Origin of the sequence: Bradyrhizobium sp. NC92 (assembly GCF_025200865.1) — a bacterium.
Lineage (GTDB): Bacteria > Pseudomonadota > Alphaproteobacteria > Rhizobiales > Xanthobacteraceae > Bradyrhizobium.
The window spans coordinates 4,488,504-4,508,884 of sequence record NZ_CP104171.1; the positions used below are offsets into that span (position 1 = coordinate 4,488,504).

Here is a 20,381-nt window from a genome sequence, read left to right on the forward strand (position 1 = left end):
TTGCGCCAGGGTCTCCCAGCCGCGCTGGCGTTGGCTATTTCACCGCCGAGAAAGCGGTCGGCGCCAGGATCTGGCTGACGATATTGGCAACGATCTGGCCGTCGGATTCGCTCTCGGCGCGGGCCTTCATCCAGTCCGGATCGGTCATGAACGCGGCCCACTTCTTCTCGCGCTCGGCGAGGGAGTCCCAAGCGAGGAAATAGGTCAGCTCCTGGTTGGATTCACCGATCACGGTCGTGAAGAACCCCGCCTGCTTGATGCCGTGCTTCTCCCAGATCTTCAGCGTGGCAGCCTCGAACCGCTTGAGCAATGCCGGCAGGCGGCCGGGCAGGCAGCGATAGACGCGCATTTCGTAGATCATTCATGGTCCTCCCTGACAGGAGCGGCGGTTATACCCGCTGGCCACAACTCTGTCTTGAGCCTCGCCCGGGCGCCCCTCATGGCGTTTCGTGCATAGCTCGATAGCAGGGGGCCGGCGCTCTTGATAATGTACGCTCGGTCCTGGCGTATCAGCCGCCGACGGCCCGAGAGCAATCGGCGAAACGACCGAAGCGATCAAAGGAGGCAGAGGCAATGACCTATTTTGATCTCGGACCGTACAGCCGCAAAATCACCACGACTTCGCCTGATGCGCAGCTCTGGTTTGACCGAGGGCTCAACTGGGTGTTCGGATTCAACCACGGCGAGGCGATCAAATGTTTTCGCAAGGCGCTCGAGTTCGATAACAGCTGCGCCATGGCGCACTGGGGCATCGGCTACGCCGCGGGTCCCAACTACAACCTGCCCTGGGTCCGCTATGACGCACAAGGCCGTCAATTGGCGCTCGCTGCATCATACGATGCGACGCAGGACGCGCTCGCGCAGGCGGACAAGGCGAGCCCGGTCGAGCAAGCGCTGATCCGCGCCCTGTCTGCGCGCTATCCGCAGCGTGAAGCGATCGAGGACATGGCGCCGTGGGACAAGGCCTTCACGCGAGAGATGCGAAAGGTCTTCGCCACGTATCCCGACGATCTCGAGGTCCGAGCCATCTTTGCCGAATCGATCATGAACGAGACGCCGTGGCTGATGTGGGACCTTGAGTCTGGAGAACCCACCAAGGGCGCCGGCACCGAGGAATGCAGGGCCGTGCTCGAACAAGCTTTCGATCGATGGCCGGCTGCGTGGAATCATCCGGGACTGCTTCATCTCTACGTCCATCTCATGGAGATGTCGCCCTTCCCGCAACGGGCGATGCGGGCCGGCGACCGGCTGCGCGCGATCGTCCCCGATAGCGGCCATCTGATCCACATGCCGACGCATCTCGACGTGCTGTGCGGGCAGTACAACGACGTCCTGCTCTACAATCAGAAGGCGCTGACGACCGACCGCAGGTTCCTCGCTTATTCGGACGATCCGGGTGTCTACCTGGTCTATGTCATCCACAACTTCCACTTCGCCATCTACGGCGCGATGTTCCTGGGTCAATACGCCCCCGCTATCGCAGCGGCCGAGGAACTCATCGCCACCGTCCCCGAGCCGGTGCTGCGCATTCAATCGCCCCCCATGGCGGACTTCCTGGAAGGCTATTTGACGATGAAGCAGCACGTTCTCGTGCGTTTCGGCAAATGGCACGACATCATTGCCCAAAAGCTGCCGGGGGATCGCGAGCTATACTGCTCGGTGACCGCGATGATCCACTACGCCAAGGCGGTGGCTCATTCGGCGCTTGGCCACGTCGCCGACGCCGAAACTGAGAAAGCGTTGTTCGCACAGGCGAAGACGCGCGTGCCGGAGAGCCGGCTCGTGCACAACAACAATGTCGTCGCCCTGCTCGGCGTGGCCGAAGCCATGTTGAATGGCGAACTGGAATATCGCAAAGCCAACTACGACTTTGCGTTCGCTGAGCTGCGTAGATCCGTCGCGCTCAGCGACGCCCTGCCCTATGACGAGCCGTGGGGATGGATGCAGCCACCGCGTCACGCACTCGGCGCGCTGCTCCTGGAACAGGGACGGATCGAGGAAGCCGAGGCGGTGTACCGTTCCGATCTCGGCCTCGATGGAAAGCTGAGCCGGGCCTGCCAGCATCCCGACAATCTGTGGTCGCTTCACGGCTTGCACGAATGTCTCATGCGGCGTGGCGACAAGACCGAAAGGCCGCTGATCAAGCAGCGACTTGACCTCGCCCAGTCGCGGGCGGAGGTGCCGATCAAGGCATCTTGCTTCTGCCGCAGGATGGACATCGCGGCCGCGTAGCCGGACGTGCGAGCAAGACTTCGTCAGGGAAGACCGAGCCGGCTACACCAGCCGGCTCTGCACCATCGCCGCCTGAATGAACGAGGCGAACAGCGGATGCGGCTCGAACGGCCGCGACTTCAGCTCGGGGTGGAACTGGACGCCGATGAACCAGGGATGATCCTCGTATTCGACGATTTCAGGCAGCACGCCGTCGGGCGAGAGCCCTGAGAATTTCAGGCCGTGCTGCTCGAGGCGGTCCTTGTAGGCGGTGTTGACCTCGTAGCGATGGCGGTGACGCTCGGAGATTTCGGTCGCGCCGCCATAGACCTGCGAGACGCGGCTGCCGCGGTTGAGCGCTGCCGGATAGGCGCCAAGCCGCATCGTGCCGCCGAGGTCGCCCGCCTGCGAGCGCTTCTCGAGCTCGTTGCCGCGCAGCCACTCCGTCATCAGGCCGACCAGGGGCTCCTTGGTCGGGCCGAACTCGGTGGAGTTGGCGTCCTCGATGCCGACCAGGTTTCGCGCGGCCTCGATTACCGCCATCTGCATGCCGAAGCAGATGCCGAAATACGGCACGTCGCGCTCGCGCGCGAACTGCGCCGCCTTGATCTTGCCTTCGGCGCCGCGCTGGCCGAAGCCGCCGGGCACCAGGATGCCGTTGACGTGCTCGAGGAACGGCGCCGGATCTTCCTTCTCGAAGATCTCGCTCTCGATCCAGTCGAGATTGACCTTCACCTTGTTGGCGATGCCGCCATGCGAGAGCGCCTCGATCAGCGACTTATACGCATCCTTCATGCCGGTGTACTTGCCGACGATGGCGATGGTGACGTTGCCTTCGGGGTTGCGGATGCGCTCGTTGATCTGCTGCCAGCTGCGCAGCTCCGGCGGAATCCGCGAGGCGATGCCGAAGGCGGCGAGCACTTCGTCGTCGAGGCCCGCATTGTGATAGGCCTCGGGGACCGCGTAGATATTGTCGACGTCGCGCGCCTCGATCACGGCGCTTTCGCGCACGTTGCAGAACAGCCCGAGCTTGCGCCGCTCCTCCTTCGGGATCTCGCGGTCGGTGCGGCAGAGCAGGATGTCCGGCTGGATGCCGATGGAGCGCAGCTCCTTCACCGAGTGCTGCGTCGGCTTCGTCTTCAATTCGCCGGCGCTCGGAATATAGGGCAGCAGCGTCAGATGGATGTAGACGGCATGGTCGCGCGGCAGCTCGTTCTTGAGCTGGCGGATCGCCTCGAAGAACGGCAGGCCCTCGATGTCGCCGACGGTGCCGCCGATCTCGACCAGCACGAAGTCGTATTCGTCATTGCCGTCGAGAACGAATTCCTTGATGGCGTTGGTGACGTGCGGAACCACCTGGATGGTCGCGCCGAGATAATCGCCGCGGCGCTCCTTGGAGATGATGTCCTGGTAGATGCGTCCCGTGGTGATGTTGTCGGCCTTGGTCGCCGGCCGGCCGGTGAAGCGCTCGTAGTGACCGAGATCGAGATCGGTCTCCGCGCCGTCGTCGGTCACGAACACTTCGCCGTGCTGATACGGCGACATCGTTCCGGGATCGAGGTTGAGATAGGGGTCGAGCTTGCGGAGGCGGACCTTGTAGCCCCGGGCCTGCAGCAGGGCACCCAGTGCCGCCGAAGCCAAACCCTTGCCGAGCGAAGAAACCACGCCGCCGGTGATGAATATGTACCGCGCCATGGGACTTAACCTCTAATCCCTCGAATTCGATTCGCCAAAGCGATTCGTATTCCGCCCCAAAGATTTTGCGGGCCTGTGGGTGATCCAGAACTGAGAGTGGTGACAGTGCCTTGATGGGGATTGTTGATGCAGGACGGTAGCCATCGCCCTGCATGGCCCCCCTGCTTTATTGCGAGCGTGGCACCTGAGGACCGGTCGGGGCCGGTGCTTGCTGCTGCTCGTCGGCCTTCTTCAGCGAATCCAGGATGCCGCCCGAGGTCGGCGGCGCGATCGGCGATCCGCCGGCCGGCTGGGTCTGCGCGGGCTGGCCGATGATCGACGACGGCTTGCGGTCGTAACCGGCATACCAGGACAGGAACAGGCTGGTGAGGAAGAAGCCGACCGCCAGGATCGCCGTGGTCCGAGTCAGCAGGTTCGCCGTGCCGCGGCTGGACATGAAGCCCGCGCCGCCGCCCATGCCGAGCCCGCCGCCTTCCGACTTCTGGAGCAGGACGGCACCGATCATGACGGCGACGATCATGAGGTGGATGACGATGACAACGGTCTGCATGATATCCTTCCGTCACAAGCGGGCGGCGCCTGACGGCGGCCGATCGCGCTTCGCGGGTTTTCCTGAAGTTGCGCGGTGTTACACGATCGGACGTGGCAATGCCACCCCCGATCGGGCCCGGACCCACGGTTCGGGTTGACAGCGCTTAGTTGGGGCAGCCCTTGGCAATGGCAAGGAAATCAGCCGCTTTCAGGCTCGCGCCGCCGACCAGGGCACCGTTGACGTTTTTCACCGCCATCAGTTCGGCTGCGTTCGAGGGCTTGACCGAGCCGCCGTAGAGAATCCGCATCCCGGCCCCCTCGCCCTTGAACCTGGAGATCAGGAGCTCCCGGATAAAGCCATGAATCTGCTCGACATCCTGGGCCGTGGGGGTCAGGCCCGTGCCGATCGCCCAGACCGGCTCATAGGCCACGACCAGATTGGCGGCGGTGGAGGCATCTGGGAGCGAGCCCTGGAGCTGGCCGCGCAGGATATCCAGGGTCTGACCCGCATCGCGCTGGCCCTGCGTTTCGCCGATGCAGACGATCGCAATGGCCCCGGCGCGCCAGGCCGCCTCGGCCTTCTGCCGGATCAGCGCATCGCCCTCGCCGTGGTCGGCGCGGCGCTCGGAATGCCCGACAATAACGGCCGTTGCGCCTGCATCCACGAGCATTTCGGCAGCGATATCGCCGGTATGGGCGCCGGAGGCCTTGGGATGGCAGTCCTGGGCCCCGACCGCAACCTTCTTGCCGCGCGCCTTCTCGGCAAACGCCGCAATCAGGGTCGCCGGCGGGCAGACCAGCAGGTCGGCCTTGCCAGCCACGTCTGCCGCGCCGTTGAGCATGGCGTCGAATTCGGCAGCCTGGGCCTTCAGGCCGTTCATTTTCCAATTGCCGGCGATCAGCGGTCGGATGGCGTCGGTCATGTCAGTTTCCAGCGATACGGGTTTGTTCATGCGCTAGCAGAGGACCTGCCGCAGTTCCAGATTCTTGTTTTGACGCGCTTTCGTGGCGCGAACCGGGCTCCGCTTCGCTTGAAAACGCTTTGGGACTCCTAACCGCAGCTTCTCGCCGTCGCATGAGGCGAGGTTGCGGGGGGAAAGCCGCCACTTTATGATGATCTATCAATTTGGTGACGCGCTTTTGCGGAATCTGCATTAAGACGCGCTCCGTTCCCCTCCTGATCAAACAAGTTGGACCAAATGCTCCGAGGAATGCGTAAGGCCTCATCGAACTGGCTCGGCAAGACCATTATGGCCGTGGTGATGGGCGTGTTGATCGTCAGTTTCGGCATTTGGGGCATCGCCGACATCTTCAAGGGCTTCGGGCAGTCCACGGTGGCCAAGATCGGCCGCACCGAGATTTCGCTCAACGAGTTCCGTCAGATCTACACCGACCGCCTGCAGCAGATCAGCCGCCAGTTCGGCCGTCCGCTGACGCCCGACCAGGCGCGCGCCTTCGGCCTGGATCGCCAAGTGTTGCAGCAGACCATTGCCGAGGCCGCCCTCGACGAAGAGGCGCGCCGGCTCGGACTTGGCCAGTCCGACGAGCAGATCCGCCAGCTCATCATGAACGATCCCAACTTCAAGGGCGTCGGCGGCAATTTCGACGCGAACCGCTTTCAGGCCTTGATCCGCAACTTCGGCTACACCGAGCAGCGCTATGTCGCCGAGCAGCGCAAGGTGTCGCTGCGCCGGCAGATCACCGGCACGGTCGGTGCCGGCCTCAAGCCGCCCAAGGCCATGATCGACGTGCTGACGCGGTTCCAGAACGAGCAGCGCGCCATTGAATTCGTCAAGCTTGATGCTGCGCAGGCCGGCACCATCGAGGCGCCCTCACCCGAAGCTCTCGCGACCTATTTCGAGGACCACAAGGTCCAGTTCCGCGCGCCCGAATATCGCAAGATCGCCTTCGTCGTGATCTCGCCGGAAGAAATCGGCAAATGGACCGAGGTCTCCGATGAGGACGCCAAGAAGATGTTCGAGCAGCGCAAGGACCGGCTCGGCACGCCGGAGAAGCGCCAGATCCACCAGATCGTGTTTCCCAACGAGGCCGAGGCCAAGGCGGCACGCGAGCGCCTCGCCGGCGGCATGTCGTTCGAGGACCTCGGCAAGGAGCGCGGTCTCAGCGCTTCCGACGTCGATCTTGGACTGGTGACCAAGTCGGCGCTCGATCCTGCGGTCGGGACTGCTGCATTCGCGCTTCAGGCCGGTGAGATCAGCCAGCCGATTCAGGGCGCCCTCGGCACCTCGATCGTCAAGGTCGACAAGATCGAGCCGGGCGTGGAGGCCGATTACGCCAAGCTCGCCGGCGACATCAAGCGCGAGATCGCGACTGAGCGCGCGCGGCTCAAGGTCGCCGATCTCCGCGACAAGATGGAAGACGAGCGCGGCGGCGGCTCCAGCGTCATCGACGCGGCGCAGAAGCTCGGCCTCACTGCCGTGACCATCGAAGCCGTCGACCGCTCCGGCCGCGCCCCGAACGGCCAGCCGATCGCCAACATCCCGCAAGGCCTCGACGTGGTGTCGCAGGCCTTCAACACCGACGTCGGCGTCGACAACGACGCGATCTCGTTCAAGGGTGGTTATGTCTGGTACGACGTGCTCGCCATCACCCCCTCGCGCGACCGCAATCTCGACGAGGTCCGCGACCAGGTCGAGGCGCGCTGGCGCCAGGACCAGATCGCGACCAAGCTGAAGGCCAAGGCGACCGAGATGGTGCAGAAGCTCGAAGCGGGCGGCAAGCTCGCCGACGAGGCCGCCGCGATCGGCGCCAAGGTCGAGACCGCGACCGGCTTCAAGCGCGACGACTCGCCCGCCGGCGTGCCCGGCACCGTCGTGGCGGCGGCCTTCCGCACCGCCAAGGACGGCATCGGACAGACGGCCGTGAGCGGCGGCAGCGAGTTGATCGTCTTTCGCGTCACCGAGATCATCGATCCCGCGGTCGACTTTGCCTCGGACGCGGTCAAGAAGCTGAAGGAGAGCCTCGACCGCGCTCAGACCGAAGAGCAGGTCGCTTCCTACGTCAACAAGCTTGAAACCGACATCGGGACCACCATTAATCAGGCCGCCTTCGCGCAGGTGACCGGCGCGAACCAGTGAGTTGAAAGCACGCGATGGACGACCTGAAATCTATCATTGGAAAAGTGGCGACCGGCGCCAGCCTGTCGCGTGACGAAGCCGCTTCCGCCTTCGATGCCATGATGAGCGGCGAGGCCACGCCCTCGCAGATGGGCGGGCTTCTGATGGCGCTGCGGGTGCGCGGCGAGACCGTGGACGAGATCACCGGCGCGGTCGCGGCGATGCGCTCGAAGATGCTGACCGTGCAGGCGCCGCCCGAGGCGGTCGACATCGTCGGCACAGGCGGCGACGGCTCCGGCTCGGTCAACGTCTCGACCTGCGCGTCCTTCATCGTCTCGGGCGCCGGCGTGCCGGTGGCCAAGCACGGCAACCGCGCGCTGTCGTCGCGCTCGGGCGCCGCCGACGTGCTGGCCTCGCTCGGGGTGAAGATCGATCTCAAGCCGGGGCAGGTCGGCCGCTGCGTGCGCGAATGCGGCATCGGCTTCATGTTCGCCCCCGCCCACCATCCCGCCATGAAGAACGTCGGCCCGACCCGCGTCGAGCTTGCCACGCGTACGATCTTCAACCTGCTCGGCCCCCTGTCCAACCCGGCCGGCGTGAAGCGGCAGATGGTCGGCGTGTTCTCCAGGCAATGGGTGCAGCCGCTGGCGCAGGTGCTCAAGAACCTCGGCTCCGACTCCGCCTGGGTGGTGCACGGCTCCGACGGACTTGACGAGATCACCCTCACCGGTCCGACCTTCGTCTCCGCGCTCCACAACGGCGAAATCCGGAATTTCGAGGTGACGCCGGAGGAAGCCGGGCTCCCGCGTTGCGAGGCCGGTGCGCTCAAAGGCGGTGACGCCGACGCCAATGCGATCGCGTTGCAGAGCGTGCTCGACGGCAAGCAGAGCCCCTATCGCGACGTGGCGCTGATCAACGCCGCCGCCGCGCTGGTCGTGGCCGGCCGCGCCAAGGACCTCAAGGAAGGCGTCGCGATCGGCGTCCGCTCGATCGACAGCGGCGCGGCCAACGCGAAGCTGAAGCACCTGGTCGCGGTCTCCAACAGCTGAACTCCCGCATGTCTGACATCCTGACCAAGATCGAGACCTACAAGCGCGAGGAGATCGCGGCGGCGAAGCGCGCGCGTCCGCTCTCCACGGTCGAGGCGCAAGCCAAGGCCGCCTCCGAGCCGCGCGGTTTCCTGCGCGCGATCAAGGCCAAGCACGCCAAGGGCGGCTACGCGCTGATCGCCGAGATCAAGAAGGCCTCGCCCTCCAAGGGTCTCATTCGCGCCGATTTCGACCCGCCGGCACTCGCAAAGGCCTATGAGGCGGGCGGCGCAGCCTGCCTGTCGGTGTTGACCGATACGCCCTCGTTCCAGGGCCATCTCGACTTCATGGTGGCCGCGCGCGAAGCAACCTCGCTCCCCGTGCTGCGCAAGGATTTCTTGTTCGATCCCTACCAGGTGGTCGAGGCGCGCGCACACGGCGCCGACTGCATCCTGATCATCATGGCGGCGCTCGATGACGCCGCCGCCAGGGAGCTCGAGGACGCCGCCATCGCCCATGGCATGGACGTCTTGATTGAGATCCACGACCGTACCGAGCTCGACCGGGCGCTGAAGTTGCGGTCGCCGATGATCGGCGTCAACAACCGCAATTTGCGTACCTTCGAGACCACGCTGGCGACCAGCGAGGCGCTGGCGCCGCTGATCCCCGCGGATCGGCTGATGGTAGGCGAGAGTGGTATCTTCACGCAAGAAGACCTCGCCCGGCTGGAGCGCGTCGGCATGTCGACGTTCCTGGTCGGCGAGAGCCTGATGCGGCAGGCCGACGTCACGGCGGCGACGCGCGCGCTGCTCGCGCGCGAGGCGACGGCGCGCGCGGCGGGCACGCGCTGAGATGGCGCGCAAGCCAGCAAAGACCAGGTCAGCCAAGACGAAGCAGGCCAAAGCCAAGGCCGGCCCCGCCCTCACCCATATCGGCGCCTCCGGCGAGGCGCGGATGGTCGACGTCTCGGACAAGCCCGCGACAGAGCGGCTTGCGGTCGCCGAGGGACGCGTCGTCATGACCAGGACGACGCTCGATCTGATCGTGTCCGGCAACGCCAAGAAAGGCGACGTGCTCGGCACCGCGCGCATCGCCGGCATCATGGCCGCCAAGCGCACCTCGGAGCTGATCCCGCTCTGTCATCCGCTCGCGCTGTCGAAGGTCATTGTCGACATCGAGCCTGACGCAAAGCTGCCGGGCTGCGTGGTGCGGGCCAGCGTGAAGGTGACGGGACCGACCGGCGTCGAGATGGAGGCGCTCACGGCGGTGTCGGTCGCCTGCCTCACCATCTACGACATGATCAAGGCGGTCGAGCGCGGCGTGCGCATCGAGGGCATCCATCTCGTCGAGAAGCTCGGCGGCAAATCGGGCCATTACCGCGTCTGAAGCGGGCTTGCTTTAACGCGCCGCGCGCATGGATTGCTTTTGCGCGCGACCGTTCACGTCTCGTTAACCGCGCTTCCTAACTTAACCTCCACACCGTCCCCGTAAACCAACGGGTGTTCTCAGGCTCATGAATTGATCCTGACGTGTGCGCGGCAACGATCAAGCATGAAGATGAAATTCGGCAGTCGTCTCTTTGACCAGGTCTTCGTGCGCAGCGGACCGATCCGCTGGCTGGTGGTGGGCGGCACGCTGCTGATCGCGGCAATCGCCATAGGCTCGGTGCTGATGGCGCAGAACTTCCGGGAGCGGGCGCTGCGCAATTCCAGCCGCGAGCTGGAAAACACCGTGCTGCTGCTCGCTCATCATTTCGATCAGCAATTGCAGGACTTCGCGGTCATCCAGAAGGATTTCGTCGACCACGTCCGCACCACCGGAATTGCGACCGGAGAGGACTATCGCAAGCGCCTCTCCGGCGAGGACGTGCACCGGATGCTGCGGTCGAAGATCGAGGCGCTGCCCTATATGGGCGGCGTCAACATCATCGATGCCGAAGGCAATCTGATCAATTCGTCGACGGCATGGCCGGCCCCAAAGGTGAATGTTGCCGATCGCGCCTACTTCCGCACCTTCAAGTACGATCCCTATGCGCCTGATGTCCTGATCGAGCCGCTGCACAGCCGCATCTCCGGCGCATGGACCATTCTGGTGGCGCGGAGGGTCGTCGGACCACGCGGCGAGTTCCTCGGTATGGTCGGACGCGGCATCGAGCCCGCCAATTTCGAGAAATTCTTCGCCTCCGTCGTGCTCGGCGAAGGCGCGACGATCTCGATGCTGCATCGCGACGGCACGCTGCTCGCCCGCTATCCGCATTCCGGCGAATTGATGGGACGAAACTTCAAGACCGGTCTTTTCGAGCATCAGAGGGTGTTCGGCCTCGATCATTTCGCCGGCCGCGTCAACAGCCCCATCGACGGTGAGGACCGGCTGATCTCCTCCCATGCCCTGCCCCACTTCCCGATCCTGATGATGGCCACCACCACGCGCGCGGCGGCCCTGGCGGATTGGCGCGAGCAGATCGGCATTCTGATCTCGGTCGCGGCCTCTTCCGCGCTCGCGATTGCAGGCGTGCTGATTGCCGTCGTGCGCAAGCTGCTGGAGCAGCACCGCCTTTCGCGCGAACGGCTGACGCTGGAAAAGCAGCGGCTGGACCGCGCCGTCAACAACATGACGCAGGGCCTCCTGCTGTTCGACGCCGGGCAGCGGCTCATCGTCTGCAACCAGCGCTACATCGAGATGTACGGTTTGTCGGCCGAGGTCGTGAAGCCCGGCTCAAGCTTCCGCGACATCATCGCCCATCGCAAGACAACCGGCTCGTTCACCGGCGACGTCGACGGCTACGTCGCGCGCGTCCTGAAGGACATCCATCTTCGCAACTCCATGGTGGTCGATACCGCCGATGGCCGCTCGATCCACATCCTCAACGAACCGCTCGCGGATGGCGGCTGGGTGGTGACCCATGAGGACGTCACGGAGCGCCGTCGCATCGAGGAGCGCATCACCCACCTCGCCCATTACGACGCGCTGACCGACCTGCCCAACCGCGCCATGTTCCACGAGCATCTGCGGCAAGAGCTGGCCGCGGTCGGCGACGGCGAGCAGATCGCGGTCCATTACATCGACATCGACGAGTTCAAGGGCGTCAACGACGCGCTCGGCCATCTCGTCGGCGACGAGCTGTTGAAATCGATCGCGGCGAACCTCCGCCGCTGTGCGGGTCCGGAGGACTTCGTGGCACGACTCGGCGGCGACGAATTTGCCATCGTGCAGGGCGCGGTGACGTCGTTGGATCAGGTCAACGAGCTCGTCGCGCGCGTCTTCGACACCATCCGCACACCTTTCGACTGCATGGGCCATCATCTCACCAGCGACGCCAGCATCGGTATCGCGCTCGCGCCGGAGCACGGCACGGCGCTCGACCAGATCCTGAAGAATGCGGACATGGCAATGTACGCGGCCAAGTCCGCCGGACGCCACACCTACCGCTTCTTCGAGCCGGACATGGACGCCAAGGTCCGCGAACGCCGCCAGCTCGAGGGCGACCTGCGCCACGCCATCGCGCAAGGAGGTCGCGAAGGCGGGCTCGAGGTCTATTACCAGCCCTGCCTCGGCCTGAAGGACGACCGCATCACCGGCTGCGAGGCGTTGGTGCGCTGGCGCCATCCCGAGCGCGGCTGGGTCTCACCGGCCGATTTCATCCCGATCGCCGAAGACACCGGCCTGATCAACGAGATCGGCGAATGGGTGCTGGCGACCGCGTGCCGGGATGCGGCAAGCTGGCCCGACGACATCCGCCTCGCCGTCAACGTCTCGCCGGTGCAGTTCAAGAGCGGCACGCTGGCGCTGAAGATCATGGCGGCGCTCGCCGCGTCGAACCTGCCGGCGAGCCGGCTCGAGCTCGAGATCACCGAGGCGGTCCTGATCCGCGACGACGATGCCGCGCTCGCGATCCTGCACCAGCTCCGCGCCATCGGCATACGCATCGCACTCGACGATTTCGGCACCGGCTACTCGTCGCTGAGCTATCTGCACCGCTTCCCGTTCGACAAGATCAAGATCGACCGCTGCTTCGTCGAGGACATCGCCCGCCCCGACGGCTCCGCCAGCATCGTTCAGGCTGTCGTCAACCTGGCGACCGCCCGCCGCATGACCACGACGGCCGAGGGCGTCGAGACCGAGGAGCAGCAGCGTCTGCTGCGCACGCTCGGCTGCTCCGAGATGCAGGGCTACCTGTTCAGCGCCGCCAAGCCCGCCGGCAAGATGCTGGAGCTGTTCGCGCTGCACCGCAGCCGGCTCGCCCAGCGCGAAGGCAGCGAGAGCCGCCGCCGCGAGGTCGGCTAGGTCTTCGAAACGGCCTCCAAACGAAATCGCCCGGAAGCGGTCATCCGCTTCCGGGCAATCATGATCCGGAGCTCGTAAGGTCTAGTTCGGCACTGCAGCCTTGGTCGCAGGCTTGGCGGCGACGGCATTTGCGGTGACGCCATGGAGGAAATCGTAGGCCGCGTGCAGGGCCTTGTCGTCCTTCTCTTCCGGCGGAACGTAGGACTGCGATCCGGTCTGCTCGCTGCCGTCGGCGGCCGACAGATGGCCGCGCATCTGGGACTCCGCCATGGTGTCCATCCGTCCCTTCAGCTCGGGCGGCACGTCCTGCAGGATCTCGATGTCGGGCGCGATGCCCTGGGCCTGGATCGAGCGGCCCGACGGCGTGTAGTAGCGCGCCGTGGTCAGCGCCAGCGCGCCGTGGTCGGCGCCGAGCGGAATGATGGTCTGCACCGAGCCCTTGCCGAACGAGCGCGTGCCAATGATCGTCGCGCGCTTGTGATCATGCAGTGCGCCAGCGACGATCTCGGAGGCCGAGGCCGAGCCGCCGTTGACCAGCACCACCAGCGGCTTGCCCTTGGTGAGGTCGCCGCCATGGGCGGTGAAGCGCTGCGTCTCTTCCGGAGAGCGGCCGCGGGTCGAGACGACCTCGCCGCGCTGCAGGAAGGCGCTCGACACCGACACGGCCTGGTCGAGCAGGCCGCCCGGATTGTTGCGCAGGTCCACCACATAGCCGGCGAGTTTCTCCTGCGGGACCTGCTTGGAGACCGAGGCGATCGCCTTCTTCAGACCGTCGGTGGTCTGCTCGTTGAACGAGGTGATGCGGATATAGCCGATATCGCCGTTCTCGACGTGGAAGCGCACCGGGCGCACATGGATGATCTCACGCGTGATCGCGACGTCGAGCGGCGCATCCGCGCCCTTGCGGATGATGGTGAGCTTGGTCTTGGTGTCGACCGGTCCCTTCATCTTGTTGACCGCCTGCTCGAGCGTCATGCCCTGCACGGCCTCGCCGTCGATCTTGCTGATGAGGTCGCCGGACATGATGCCGGCCTTCGAAGCCGGCGTGTCGTCGATCGGCGAGACGACCTTGACGAGGCCATCCTCCATCGTGACCTCGATACCAAGGCCGCCGAACTCGCCGGAGGTGGTCTCCTGCATCTCGGTCCAGGCCTTGGCATTCATGTAGCGCGAATGCGGGTCGAGCGAGGTCACCATGCCGGTGATCGCACCCTCGATCAGCTTGGCATTGTCGGGCTTCTCGACATAGCTGGCCTTGACCCGCTCGAACACCGCGCCGAACAGATTGAGTTGGGCATAGGCATCATCCGCGCTCACTGCCGCCCGCGCCGCCCATACGCCGCCCTGCGGGCTGGCTACCAGAAGGGTCAGACACGCTCCGGTGAGCGCGCCCAGGGGGAACAGCAGGGATTTCCGCATGGATGAGGGTGCCTTTTGCTGGGCGGTTCTCTTGAGGCTGGGACGCACCATGCAAATGGCGATCCAGCCCATCTCTCACAATACCATTCTGGTTTCTTCAAGGCCGGGACGCCACACAGGCGGGTCGACCGAAGAAATCCCTTCGCCTTGGCCTAAACTTTTGGCAACGTTCCGAAACTGTTTCGACGCAAGACGACAGCGGTCGGGCCGCCCACGCCTCGCAGCTATGCGATTTTAGGATGGTTTTGGAGGGCCGGACGCGATAGGCGATGGCGATAAGACTTCAAATTCTCGGGAGGACAACAATGAATGAAGCGCCCCGCATCCGGCCGGAACGGAACGTCGAGCTCGGTGCCAGCGACGAGCCGTTCCAGAACCTGCACGAGTTCGTCCGGAAGGCGCGCGCCAACCTCAACCAGAATGCCTGGGACTACATCGTCGGCGCCGCCGAGACCGAGACCACGATGCGGCGCAACCGCATGGCGCTCGACGAGATCGCCTTCCGCCCGCGCGTGCTGCGCGACGTGCGCAAGGTCGATGGCAGCGTCGAGCAGTTCGGCCGCAAGGTGCGGCTGCCGGTGGTGCTGGCTCCCGTCGGCGCACTCGAGATCTTCGATCCGGACGGCGCGGCGAGCGTCGCGCGCGCTGCAGGCACGTTCGGCGCGGCGCACATGCTGAGCTCGGTGTCCGAGCCCGGTCTCGAGAAGACCGCCGAGGCTGCCCCTGATGCACTGCGTCTCTATCAGCTCTATGTCCGCGGCGACGATGCCTTCGTCGCCGACGTCGTCAGCCGGGCCGAGAAGAACGCTTATGCCGCCTTCTGCCTGACCGTCGACACCGCCCATTACAGCCGTCGTGAACGTGACATCGCCAAGCGCTACGTTCGCGAAAGCCGCCTGCGCGCCACCGGCGGCGATTTCCAGAAGGGCCTGGAGTGGCGGACCGTGAAGATGATCAAGGACAAGTTCAAAATTCCGCTGATCCTCAAGGGCATCGCCACCGCCGAGGACGCACAGATCGCGCTCGATCACGGCGTCGAATGGATCTACGTCTCCAATCATGGCGGCCGCCAGCTCGACCACGGCCGCGGTGCCATGCACGTCCTGCCGGAGATCGTCGACGCCGTGAAGGGCCGCGCGAAGATCATGGTCGACGGCGGCTTCTGCCGGGGCACCGACATCGTCAAGGCGATCGCGGCGGGCGCCGACCTCGTCGGCATCGGCCGGCTGCAATGCTGGGCGCTGGCCGCAGCTGGCGAAGCCGGTGTCGCGCGGATGCTGGAGCTGCTCGAAGACGAGGTGCTGCGCTGCCTCGGCCTCCTGGGCGCCACCTCATTCGCCGAGATCGACAAGTCCTGCCTGCATCCGGCGACCGCCACCAACGCGCCCAGCGTGTTCAGCGCGTTCCCGCTGTTCGACCACGATCCCTATCGTTACTGAGCATACTGAAGTGAAAAGGACGCAATGACATCGCTCTCTCCCGGCAGCGCGGATGCGCTGCTGTTCGACCTCGGGCGCGTGGTGCTCGACATCGACTTCTCGAAGGCGATCGCCTGCTGGGCGGGACATGCCGGCTGCCAGCCCGAGGCCATCATCGCGCGCTATGTGCGCGACGAGGCCTACCGCCTGCACGAGATGGGCAAGATCAGCGACGCGGACTATTTCGCCTCGCTCCGATCCTCGCTCGGGATCGGTATCTCGGATGCGCAGTTCCTGGAAGGCTGGAACGCGATCTTCGCCGGTGAGATGCCCGATATCGCCGAACTGTTGCCGCGCGCGGCGAAGCGGATGCCGCTCTACGCCTTCTCCAACACCAATCGGCCGCACGTCGACTATTTCTCGAAGGAATATGCCGGTCTGCTCGGCCATTTCCGCGAGCTGTATCTGTCCTCCAGCATCGGCCTGCGCAAGCCGGATGCCGAGGCCTTCGACCATGTCGTCACGGCGATCGGCGCGCCGGCCGAGCGCATCGTCTTCTTCGATGACCTCGCCGAGAACGTCGAGGGAGCGCGGGCACGTGGCTTGACCGCCGTGCATGTCACCTCGCCGCGTGACGTCGGGAACGCATTGAAAGCGCTGGGGATCTGAGCCGCAGGAAGCCCGGAGCGTGCTCAGTTCCAGGCGCTAAATCTGCAGGGAATGAGGAACCCAATCACTTTGTGCATTTTTATACAGAGTTCCGGGAACGGAATGCCACCCTTCGGACTCATGAGTCCGTTGGGCCTTCTACATTGGACTGATCGACGTGCTGGGCAAGACCTATCTCACCAAGCAGGCTTCTCTCCTGCTCGAATTCGCCAGAACCACCTCGGATTCTGACCTCTCCGCCAAACTGATCAGCAAGGCCGCCGACCTGAAATCCCAGGCCGATCCGCTGCCCGACAAGGATCAGGGCCCCAAGGCGCCCGACGTCGCGGATTTCAGTCCGGGCGATCCGACGGAGCGTTGACCGATGTTGGCCGTGGCGCTCGTCATTCTCGTCCTCGCCATGGCTATCCTCGTTCCGGTCTGCCTCGTCTTCCGCATCATGCCGCGGCGGAGTTGAGCCAGCTCAAATATCCGAGTGTTCGCGTTCCTGCGCGGGATGCTTGATCGCGAGAATGACGATTTCGCCAGCCTCTACTTCCAGCCGGTAGTAGACCAGATAAGGGTACCGCCGCGTTACCAGCTTGCGTACGCCCTCGACCTTCTGCGGTCTTCCAAGCCGTGGAAAGCGAACGAGATTTTGAAGCGATTCAAGAATCGCAGCGCGCACGCGCAATGCACCTTGCGGGCTGTGCTCCCTGACGTAGTCGGCAATCTCAATCAGATCCTTGGCCGCGCGTTGCGTAAATCTGAGCCTCATCGCTCGAAGCGGCGAAAGGCTGCTTCGATCTCGGCGTCAGACGCAAATTGCCGGAGGTTCGCTTGTGTAAGCCCCTCCAGGACCGCCGCAAGGTGGCCGGGATCCATTTCCTCAGCCTCCTCTCCGCCGTCGCTCAAAGCCAACATGGCGCGCGCGATCTCGTCCTGGCTATCCGCAGGAAGCTGCCGCACGGCCTTGAGCGCCTTTTCGAGCAGTTTTGTCATGGACAGAAGATAAGCCGACCCGAGACCGAAAGGAAGTGTGGCTTCTTGCTGGCCAGGGAGGCCTTTTTGCTTCAGTCCCTCCGCTCAGCTAGAACTTGCCGACCGAGTCCTGATTTGTTGCGGAGTTCGCCCGTGGCCCTGATGCCGGTTTCTGACGCACTCGCCGCGGTGCTAGCCGGCGCCGAGCCGCTGGCTGAAGAGATGGTTTGCCTCGACGAGGCCCACCATCGTGTGCTCGCACGCGATGTCGCGGCGCGGCGCACGCAGCCGCCGGAGGCGATGTCGGCGATGGACGGCTATGCCGTGCGCGCGTCCGACGCGGCCATCGAGTCCAGGCTGACCGTCGTCGGTGAGGTCGCGGCGGGTCGGCCGTTCGCGGGAAGGGTCGGCCCCGGCGAAGCCGTGCGGATCTTCACCGGCGGCGTCGTTCCCGACGGCGCCGATGCCGTCGTGATCCAGGAGGACACAATTGCCGACGGCACGCATGTCACGATCAAGGAAGCCGCAATTTGCGGCCGGCACATCCGCCCTGCGGGGGTGGACTTCCGCGAAGGCGACGTGCTGCTGCGCAAGGGAATCCGTCTCACCGAGCGCGATCTCGCCCTCGCCGCCGGAATGAATCATCCTCATCTCGGCGTTATCCGCCGCCCGAGAGTCGCGATTCTCGCCACCGGCGACGAGCTGGTCATGCCGGGCACCGCGCCTGGTCCCGGTCAGATCGTCTATTCCAATGGCTATGCCCTGCACGCCCTTGCCCGCAGCGAGGGCGCCGAGACCATCGACCTCGGAATTGCCGCCGATACGCTGGAGTCCACGTCCGCCGGCATACGCCGCGCGCGCGAGAGCGGTGCCGACATCCTGGTCACGACCGGCGGTGCGTCGGTCGGCGACCACGATCTGGTCCAGCAGGCGCTCAAGGGCGAAGGCATCGCGATGGCGTTCTGGAAGATCGCGATCCGGCCCGGCAAGCCGATGATGCATGGTCGCCTCGGCGCGATGCGCGTGATCGGCCTGCCCGGCAATCCCGTGTCGTCATACGTGTGCGCCTTCCTGTTCATGGTGCCCTTGATTCGGGCCCTGTCGGGCGGTTCAGTGATTCATCATCAGCGCGAGCGCGCCGTGCTGGGCCGCGACCTCGGCGCCAACGATCAGCGCGAGGATTATCTGCGTGCGCGGCTGGAGGTGCGCGACGACGGCACGCGCGTCGCCCTTCCCGTCAGCCACCAGGACTCCTCCCTGCTTGCGAATCTCGCTGCGGCACAGGTACTTCTCGTGCGCGCACCGTTCGCGCCGAAGGCCGAGGCCGGCACGCCTTGCGAGGTGCTGCGGCTGCCCGTCTGAGCTGCCGAGCCACACGCATTCCGCGAGTTTGGCCGCGTTCACTATAAATTAAGCAGTTGCGGAACACATATCGAACATATAGTGTCCGTTCATGATTTGTTTCGAGGATGTAGCGGCTTATTGCCGACTTCATCGTCTCGGAATCGAACGACATCAACCGGGGGACTTTGGTCGAGATGTTGACGCGCAAACAATACGAGCTTCTGCGGTTCATCAGCGAACGTCTGAAGGAAAGCGGCGTGCCGCCGTCCTTCGACGAGATGAAGGATGCGCTCGACCTGCGCTCGAAGTCAGGCATTCATCGCCTGATCACTGCGCTCGAGGAGCGCGGCTTCATTCGCCGCCTGCCCAACCGCGCCCGTGCCATCGAGGTGATCAAGCTGCCCGAGCTCCAGGCCGCAGCCGGCAATCGCCGCGGCTTCACCCCGAGCGTCATCGAGGGCAATCTCGGCAAGGTGCGCGCGAGCTCCAGCCCGCCCGCGGATGAGGGCGAGCGCCCCGTCGCGGTGCCCGTGATGGGCCGCATCGCGGCCGGCACGCCGATCGAGGCGCTGCAGACCCGCAGCCACACCATCAGCGTCCCGCCGGACATGCTCGGCTCCGGCGAGCACTACGCGCTCGAGGTGCGCGGCGATTCGATGGTCGAGGCCGGCATCCTCGACGGCGACATGGCGCTGATCCAGCGCAACGAGACCGCCAATACCGGCGACATCGTGGTGGCGCTGATCGATGACGAGGAGGCCACGCTCAAGCGCTTCCGCCGCCGCGGCGCCTCGATCGCGCTCGAGCCCGCCAATGCCGCCTACGAGGTCCGCATTCTTCCGCCGAACCGCGTGAAGATCCAGGGCAAGCTGATCGGGCTTTACCGGAAGTACTGATACCGGAAGTAAGCGCTACGCGCGCTTCGATCGTCGATCCAAGATTGGAGCGGATACTTGTCCGCTCCGGCTGGATGGTCTTTCTGGTTCTGCGCTGACTGTTCGGCGCCTCTTCCCGCGCGACACTCGCCCATGCGGACACGCGGCCATTTCGCTCCGCCGGTAGAGTTGTGCCGACAGCGCCGATAGTGCGGGCCAAATGCAAGGACGCGAGGTTTGTTCCTATCGAATCCGGGAAAGATAATGTGATCGCGTGCTGCGGATGCGAGCCGCAGATTTGCCCATAACCGAGCAGAGCGTTGGAGGCTTCCACTCTGATAGAGGCCTGCGCCTCGAAAGAGACGCGGGTCGCTATCCCAGTATGAGGAGCACCCGATGTGTGACTATAGCCTGCATGCCGTCGCGACGCGCCCCGCCGAAGTTGGCGAGACGATCGTCACGACAACCTTCCGCGGCACCTCGACGCGCGGCTTCGCCTCCGAAGCCGATCTCTCCGTCGCGGTCTGTCTGCTGCCGGGAACGGAGCTCGCTTTCGCCGATAACGTCCGCTATGACAACCGCTGGATCTGGACGCGAACCGTCAACTCCCGCGTCGGCAAGTTCGGCAAGATCGACCCGCACATTCCCGATCGCCATCATGACGCGATCGAATTTCCGGACGGCAAGTACGTGCTGGTGACGCAGCTCGTCGAAGGCCAGCGCGCGACCGTGCTGCAATTGCCGGTGACGCAGCAAGCCATCGAGCGCGAGCACAAGCCGCAGATCGTCGCCGACACGCGGCCCACGATCACGCGCCTGCCGATCGGCTGACGCCGTCGGCCCCGACCGAAAAGTCGAGGGCCAAATTCA

19 protein-coding genes are annotated in these 20,381 nt (G+C 64.8%); 12 read left to right on the forward strand and 7 right to left on the reverse strand.

Annotated elements, in window-relative coordinates; all coding sequences use genetic code 11:
* Window positions 1-34: 34 nt before the first annotated feature.
* On the reverse strand, window positions 35-361 hold the full coding sequence (locus tag N2602_RS21020) for an NIPSNAP family protein (RefSeq protein WP_212257207.1): 327 nt from the start codon (window positions 359-361) through the stop codon (window positions 35-37).
* 212 nt (window positions 362-573) lie between these two features.
* On the opposite strand from N2602_RS21020, the gene N2602_RS21025 reads away from it, so the two are divergent.
* A complete protein-coding gene (locus tag N2602_RS21025; protein WP_260379294.1) occupies window positions 574-2,232 on the forward strand; it encodes a hypothetical protein in 1,659 nt (552 codons plus the stop codon).
* 42 nt (window positions 2,233-2,274) lie between these two features.
* Here N2602_RS21025 and N2602_RS21030 read toward each other — a convergent pair whose 3' ends face one another.
* From N2602_RS21030 to tpiA, 3 genes are all read right to left on the reverse strand, one after another.
* Window positions 2,275-3,906, reverse strand: a complete 1,632-nt coding sequence (locus N2602_RS21030; RefSeq protein ID WP_260379295.1) for a CTP synthase — start codon at window positions 3,904-3,906, stop codon at window positions 2,275-2,277.
* 166 nt (window positions 3,907-4,072) lie between these two features.
* The gene (secG, locus tag N2602_RS21035; RefSeq protein WP_172783619.1) at window positions 4,073-4,456 is read right to left on the reverse strand and encodes a preprotein translocase subunit SecG; all 384 of its coding nucleotides are present in this window, start codon (window positions 4,454-4,456) and stop codon (window positions 4,073-4,075) included.
* 145 nt (window positions 4,457-4,601) lie between these two features.
* Window positions 4,602-5,360, reverse strand: a complete 759-nt coding sequence (gene tpiA, locus N2602_RS21040; protein ID WP_260379296.1) for a triose-phosphate isomerase — start codon at window positions 5,358-5,360, stop codon at window positions 4,602-4,604.
* Window positions 5,361-5,636: 276 nt separating this feature from the next.
* Here tpiA and N2602_RS21045 point away from each other — a divergent pair, with 276 nt between their 5' ends.
* The 5 genes from N2602_RS21045 (at window position 5,637) to N2602_RS21065 (ending at window position 12,826) form a co-directional block, all read left to right on the forward strand.
* Window positions 5,637-7,535: a SurA N-terminal domain-containing protein gene (locus N2602_RS21045; RefSeq protein WP_260379297.1), complete on the forward strand. Its 1,899-nt coding sequence runs from the start codon at window positions 5,637-5,639 to the stop codon at window positions 7,533-7,535.
* A gap of 14 nt (window positions 7,536-7,549) precedes the next feature.
* Entirely contained in the window at window positions 7,550-8,563 is a 1,014-nt protein-coding gene (gene trpD / locus N2602_RS21050; RefSeq protein WP_172783616.1) for an anthranilate phosphoribosyltransferase, read from the forward strand.
* 8 nt (window positions 8,564-8,571) lie between these two features.
* Window positions 8,572-9,393, forward strand: coding sequence for an indole-3-glycerol phosphate synthase TrpC (gene trpC / locus N2602_RS21055; protein WP_212257212.1), 822 nt, complete (start codon window positions 8,572-8,574; stop codon window positions 9,391-9,393).
* A gap of 1 nt (window position 9,394) precedes the next feature.
* Window positions 9,395-9,928: a cyclic pyranopterin monophosphate synthase MoaC gene (gene moaC, locus N2602_RS21060; protein ID WP_260379298.1), complete on the forward strand. Its 534-nt coding sequence runs from the start codon at window positions 9,395-9,397 to the stop codon at window positions 9,926-9,928.
* Window positions 9,929-10,093: 165 nt separating this feature from the next.
* Entirely contained in the window at window positions 10,094-12,826 is a 2,733-nt protein-coding gene (locus tag N2602_RS21065; RefSeq protein ID WP_260379299.1) for an EAL domain-containing protein, read from the forward strand.
* Window positions 12,827-12,907: 81 nt separating this feature from the next.
* Here the strand turns inward: N2602_RS21065 and N2602_RS21070 are convergent, their stop codons facing one another.
* On the reverse strand, window positions 12,908-14,245 hold the full coding sequence (locus tag N2602_RS21070) for a S41 family peptidase (RefSeq protein WP_212257215.1): 1,338 nt from the start codon (window positions 14,243-14,245) through the stop codon (window positions 12,908-12,910).
* Between the two features lie 305 nt (window positions 14,246-14,550).
* Here N2602_RS21070 and N2602_RS21075 point away from each other — a divergent pair, with 305 nt between their 5' ends.
* From N2602_RS21075 to N2602_RS21085, 3 genes are all read left to right on the forward strand, one after another.
* On the forward strand, window positions 14,551-15,684 hold the full coding sequence (locus N2602_RS21075; protein WP_172783604.1) for an alpha-hydroxy acid oxidase: 1,134 nt from the start codon (window positions 14,551-14,553) through the stop codon (window positions 15,682-15,684).
* Window positions 15,685-15,708: 24 nt separating this feature from the next.
* Complete coding sequence (locus N2602_RS21080) at window positions 15,709-16,332, forward strand: HAD family phosphatase (protein WP_260379300.1); 624 nt, start codon at window positions 15,709-15,711, stop codon at window positions 16,330-16,332.
* A gap of 157 nt (window positions 16,333-16,489) precedes the next feature.
* Window positions 16,490-16,693 (forward strand): hypothetical protein, encoded by a 204-nt coding sequence (locus N2602_RS21085; RefSeq protein ID WP_128265692.1) that lies wholly within the window; start codon window positions 16,490-16,492, stop codon window positions 16,691-16,693.
* Window positions 16,694-16,795: 102 nt separating this feature from the next.
* On the opposite strand, the gene N2602_RS21090 is transcribed toward N2602_RS21085, so the two are convergent.
* Complete coding sequence (locus tag N2602_RS21090; protein ID WP_172783602.1) at window positions 16,796-17,089, reverse strand: type II toxin-antitoxin system RelE/ParE family toxin; 294 nt, start codon at window positions 17,087-17,089, stop codon at window positions 16,796-16,798.
* A complete protein-coding gene (locus tag N2602_RS21095; protein WP_172783601.1) occupies window positions 17,086-17,313 on the reverse strand; it encodes a hypothetical protein in 228 nt (75 codons plus the stop codon). The genes N2602_RS21090 and N2602_RS21095 overlap by 4 nt, the downstream gene beginning before the upstream one ends.
* Before the next feature lie 132 nt (window positions 17,314-17,445).
* On the opposite strand from N2602_RS21095, the gene glp reads away from it, so the two are divergent.
* The 3 genes from glp to N2602_RS21110 all read left to right on the forward strand — a co-directional run bounded on the left by glp (window position 17,446) and on the right by N2602_RS21110 (window position 20,342).
* The gene (gene glp, locus N2602_RS21100; protein WP_260379301.1) at window positions 17,446-18,654 is read left to right on the forward strand and encodes a gephyrin-like molybdotransferase Glp; all 1,209 of its coding nucleotides are present in this window, start codon (window positions 17,446-17,448) and stop codon (window positions 18,652-18,654) included.
* A gap of 176 nt (window positions 18,655-18,830) precedes the next feature.
* Complete coding sequence (gene lexA / locus N2602_RS21105) at window positions 18,831-19,532, forward strand: transcriptional repressor LexA (RefSeq protein WP_036009965.1); 702 nt, start codon at window positions 18,831-18,833, stop codon at window positions 19,530-19,532.
* A gap of 375 nt (window positions 19,533-19,907) precedes the next feature.
* Window positions 19,908-20,342 carry a hypothetical protein gene (locus N2602_RS21110; RefSeq protein ID WP_172783599.1) on the forward strand — a complete coding sequence of 145 codons (435 nt, stop codon included), beginning with the start codon at window positions 19,908-19,910 and terminating at the stop codon, window positions 20,340-20,342.
* Window positions 20,343-20,381 lie beyond the last annotated feature (39 nt).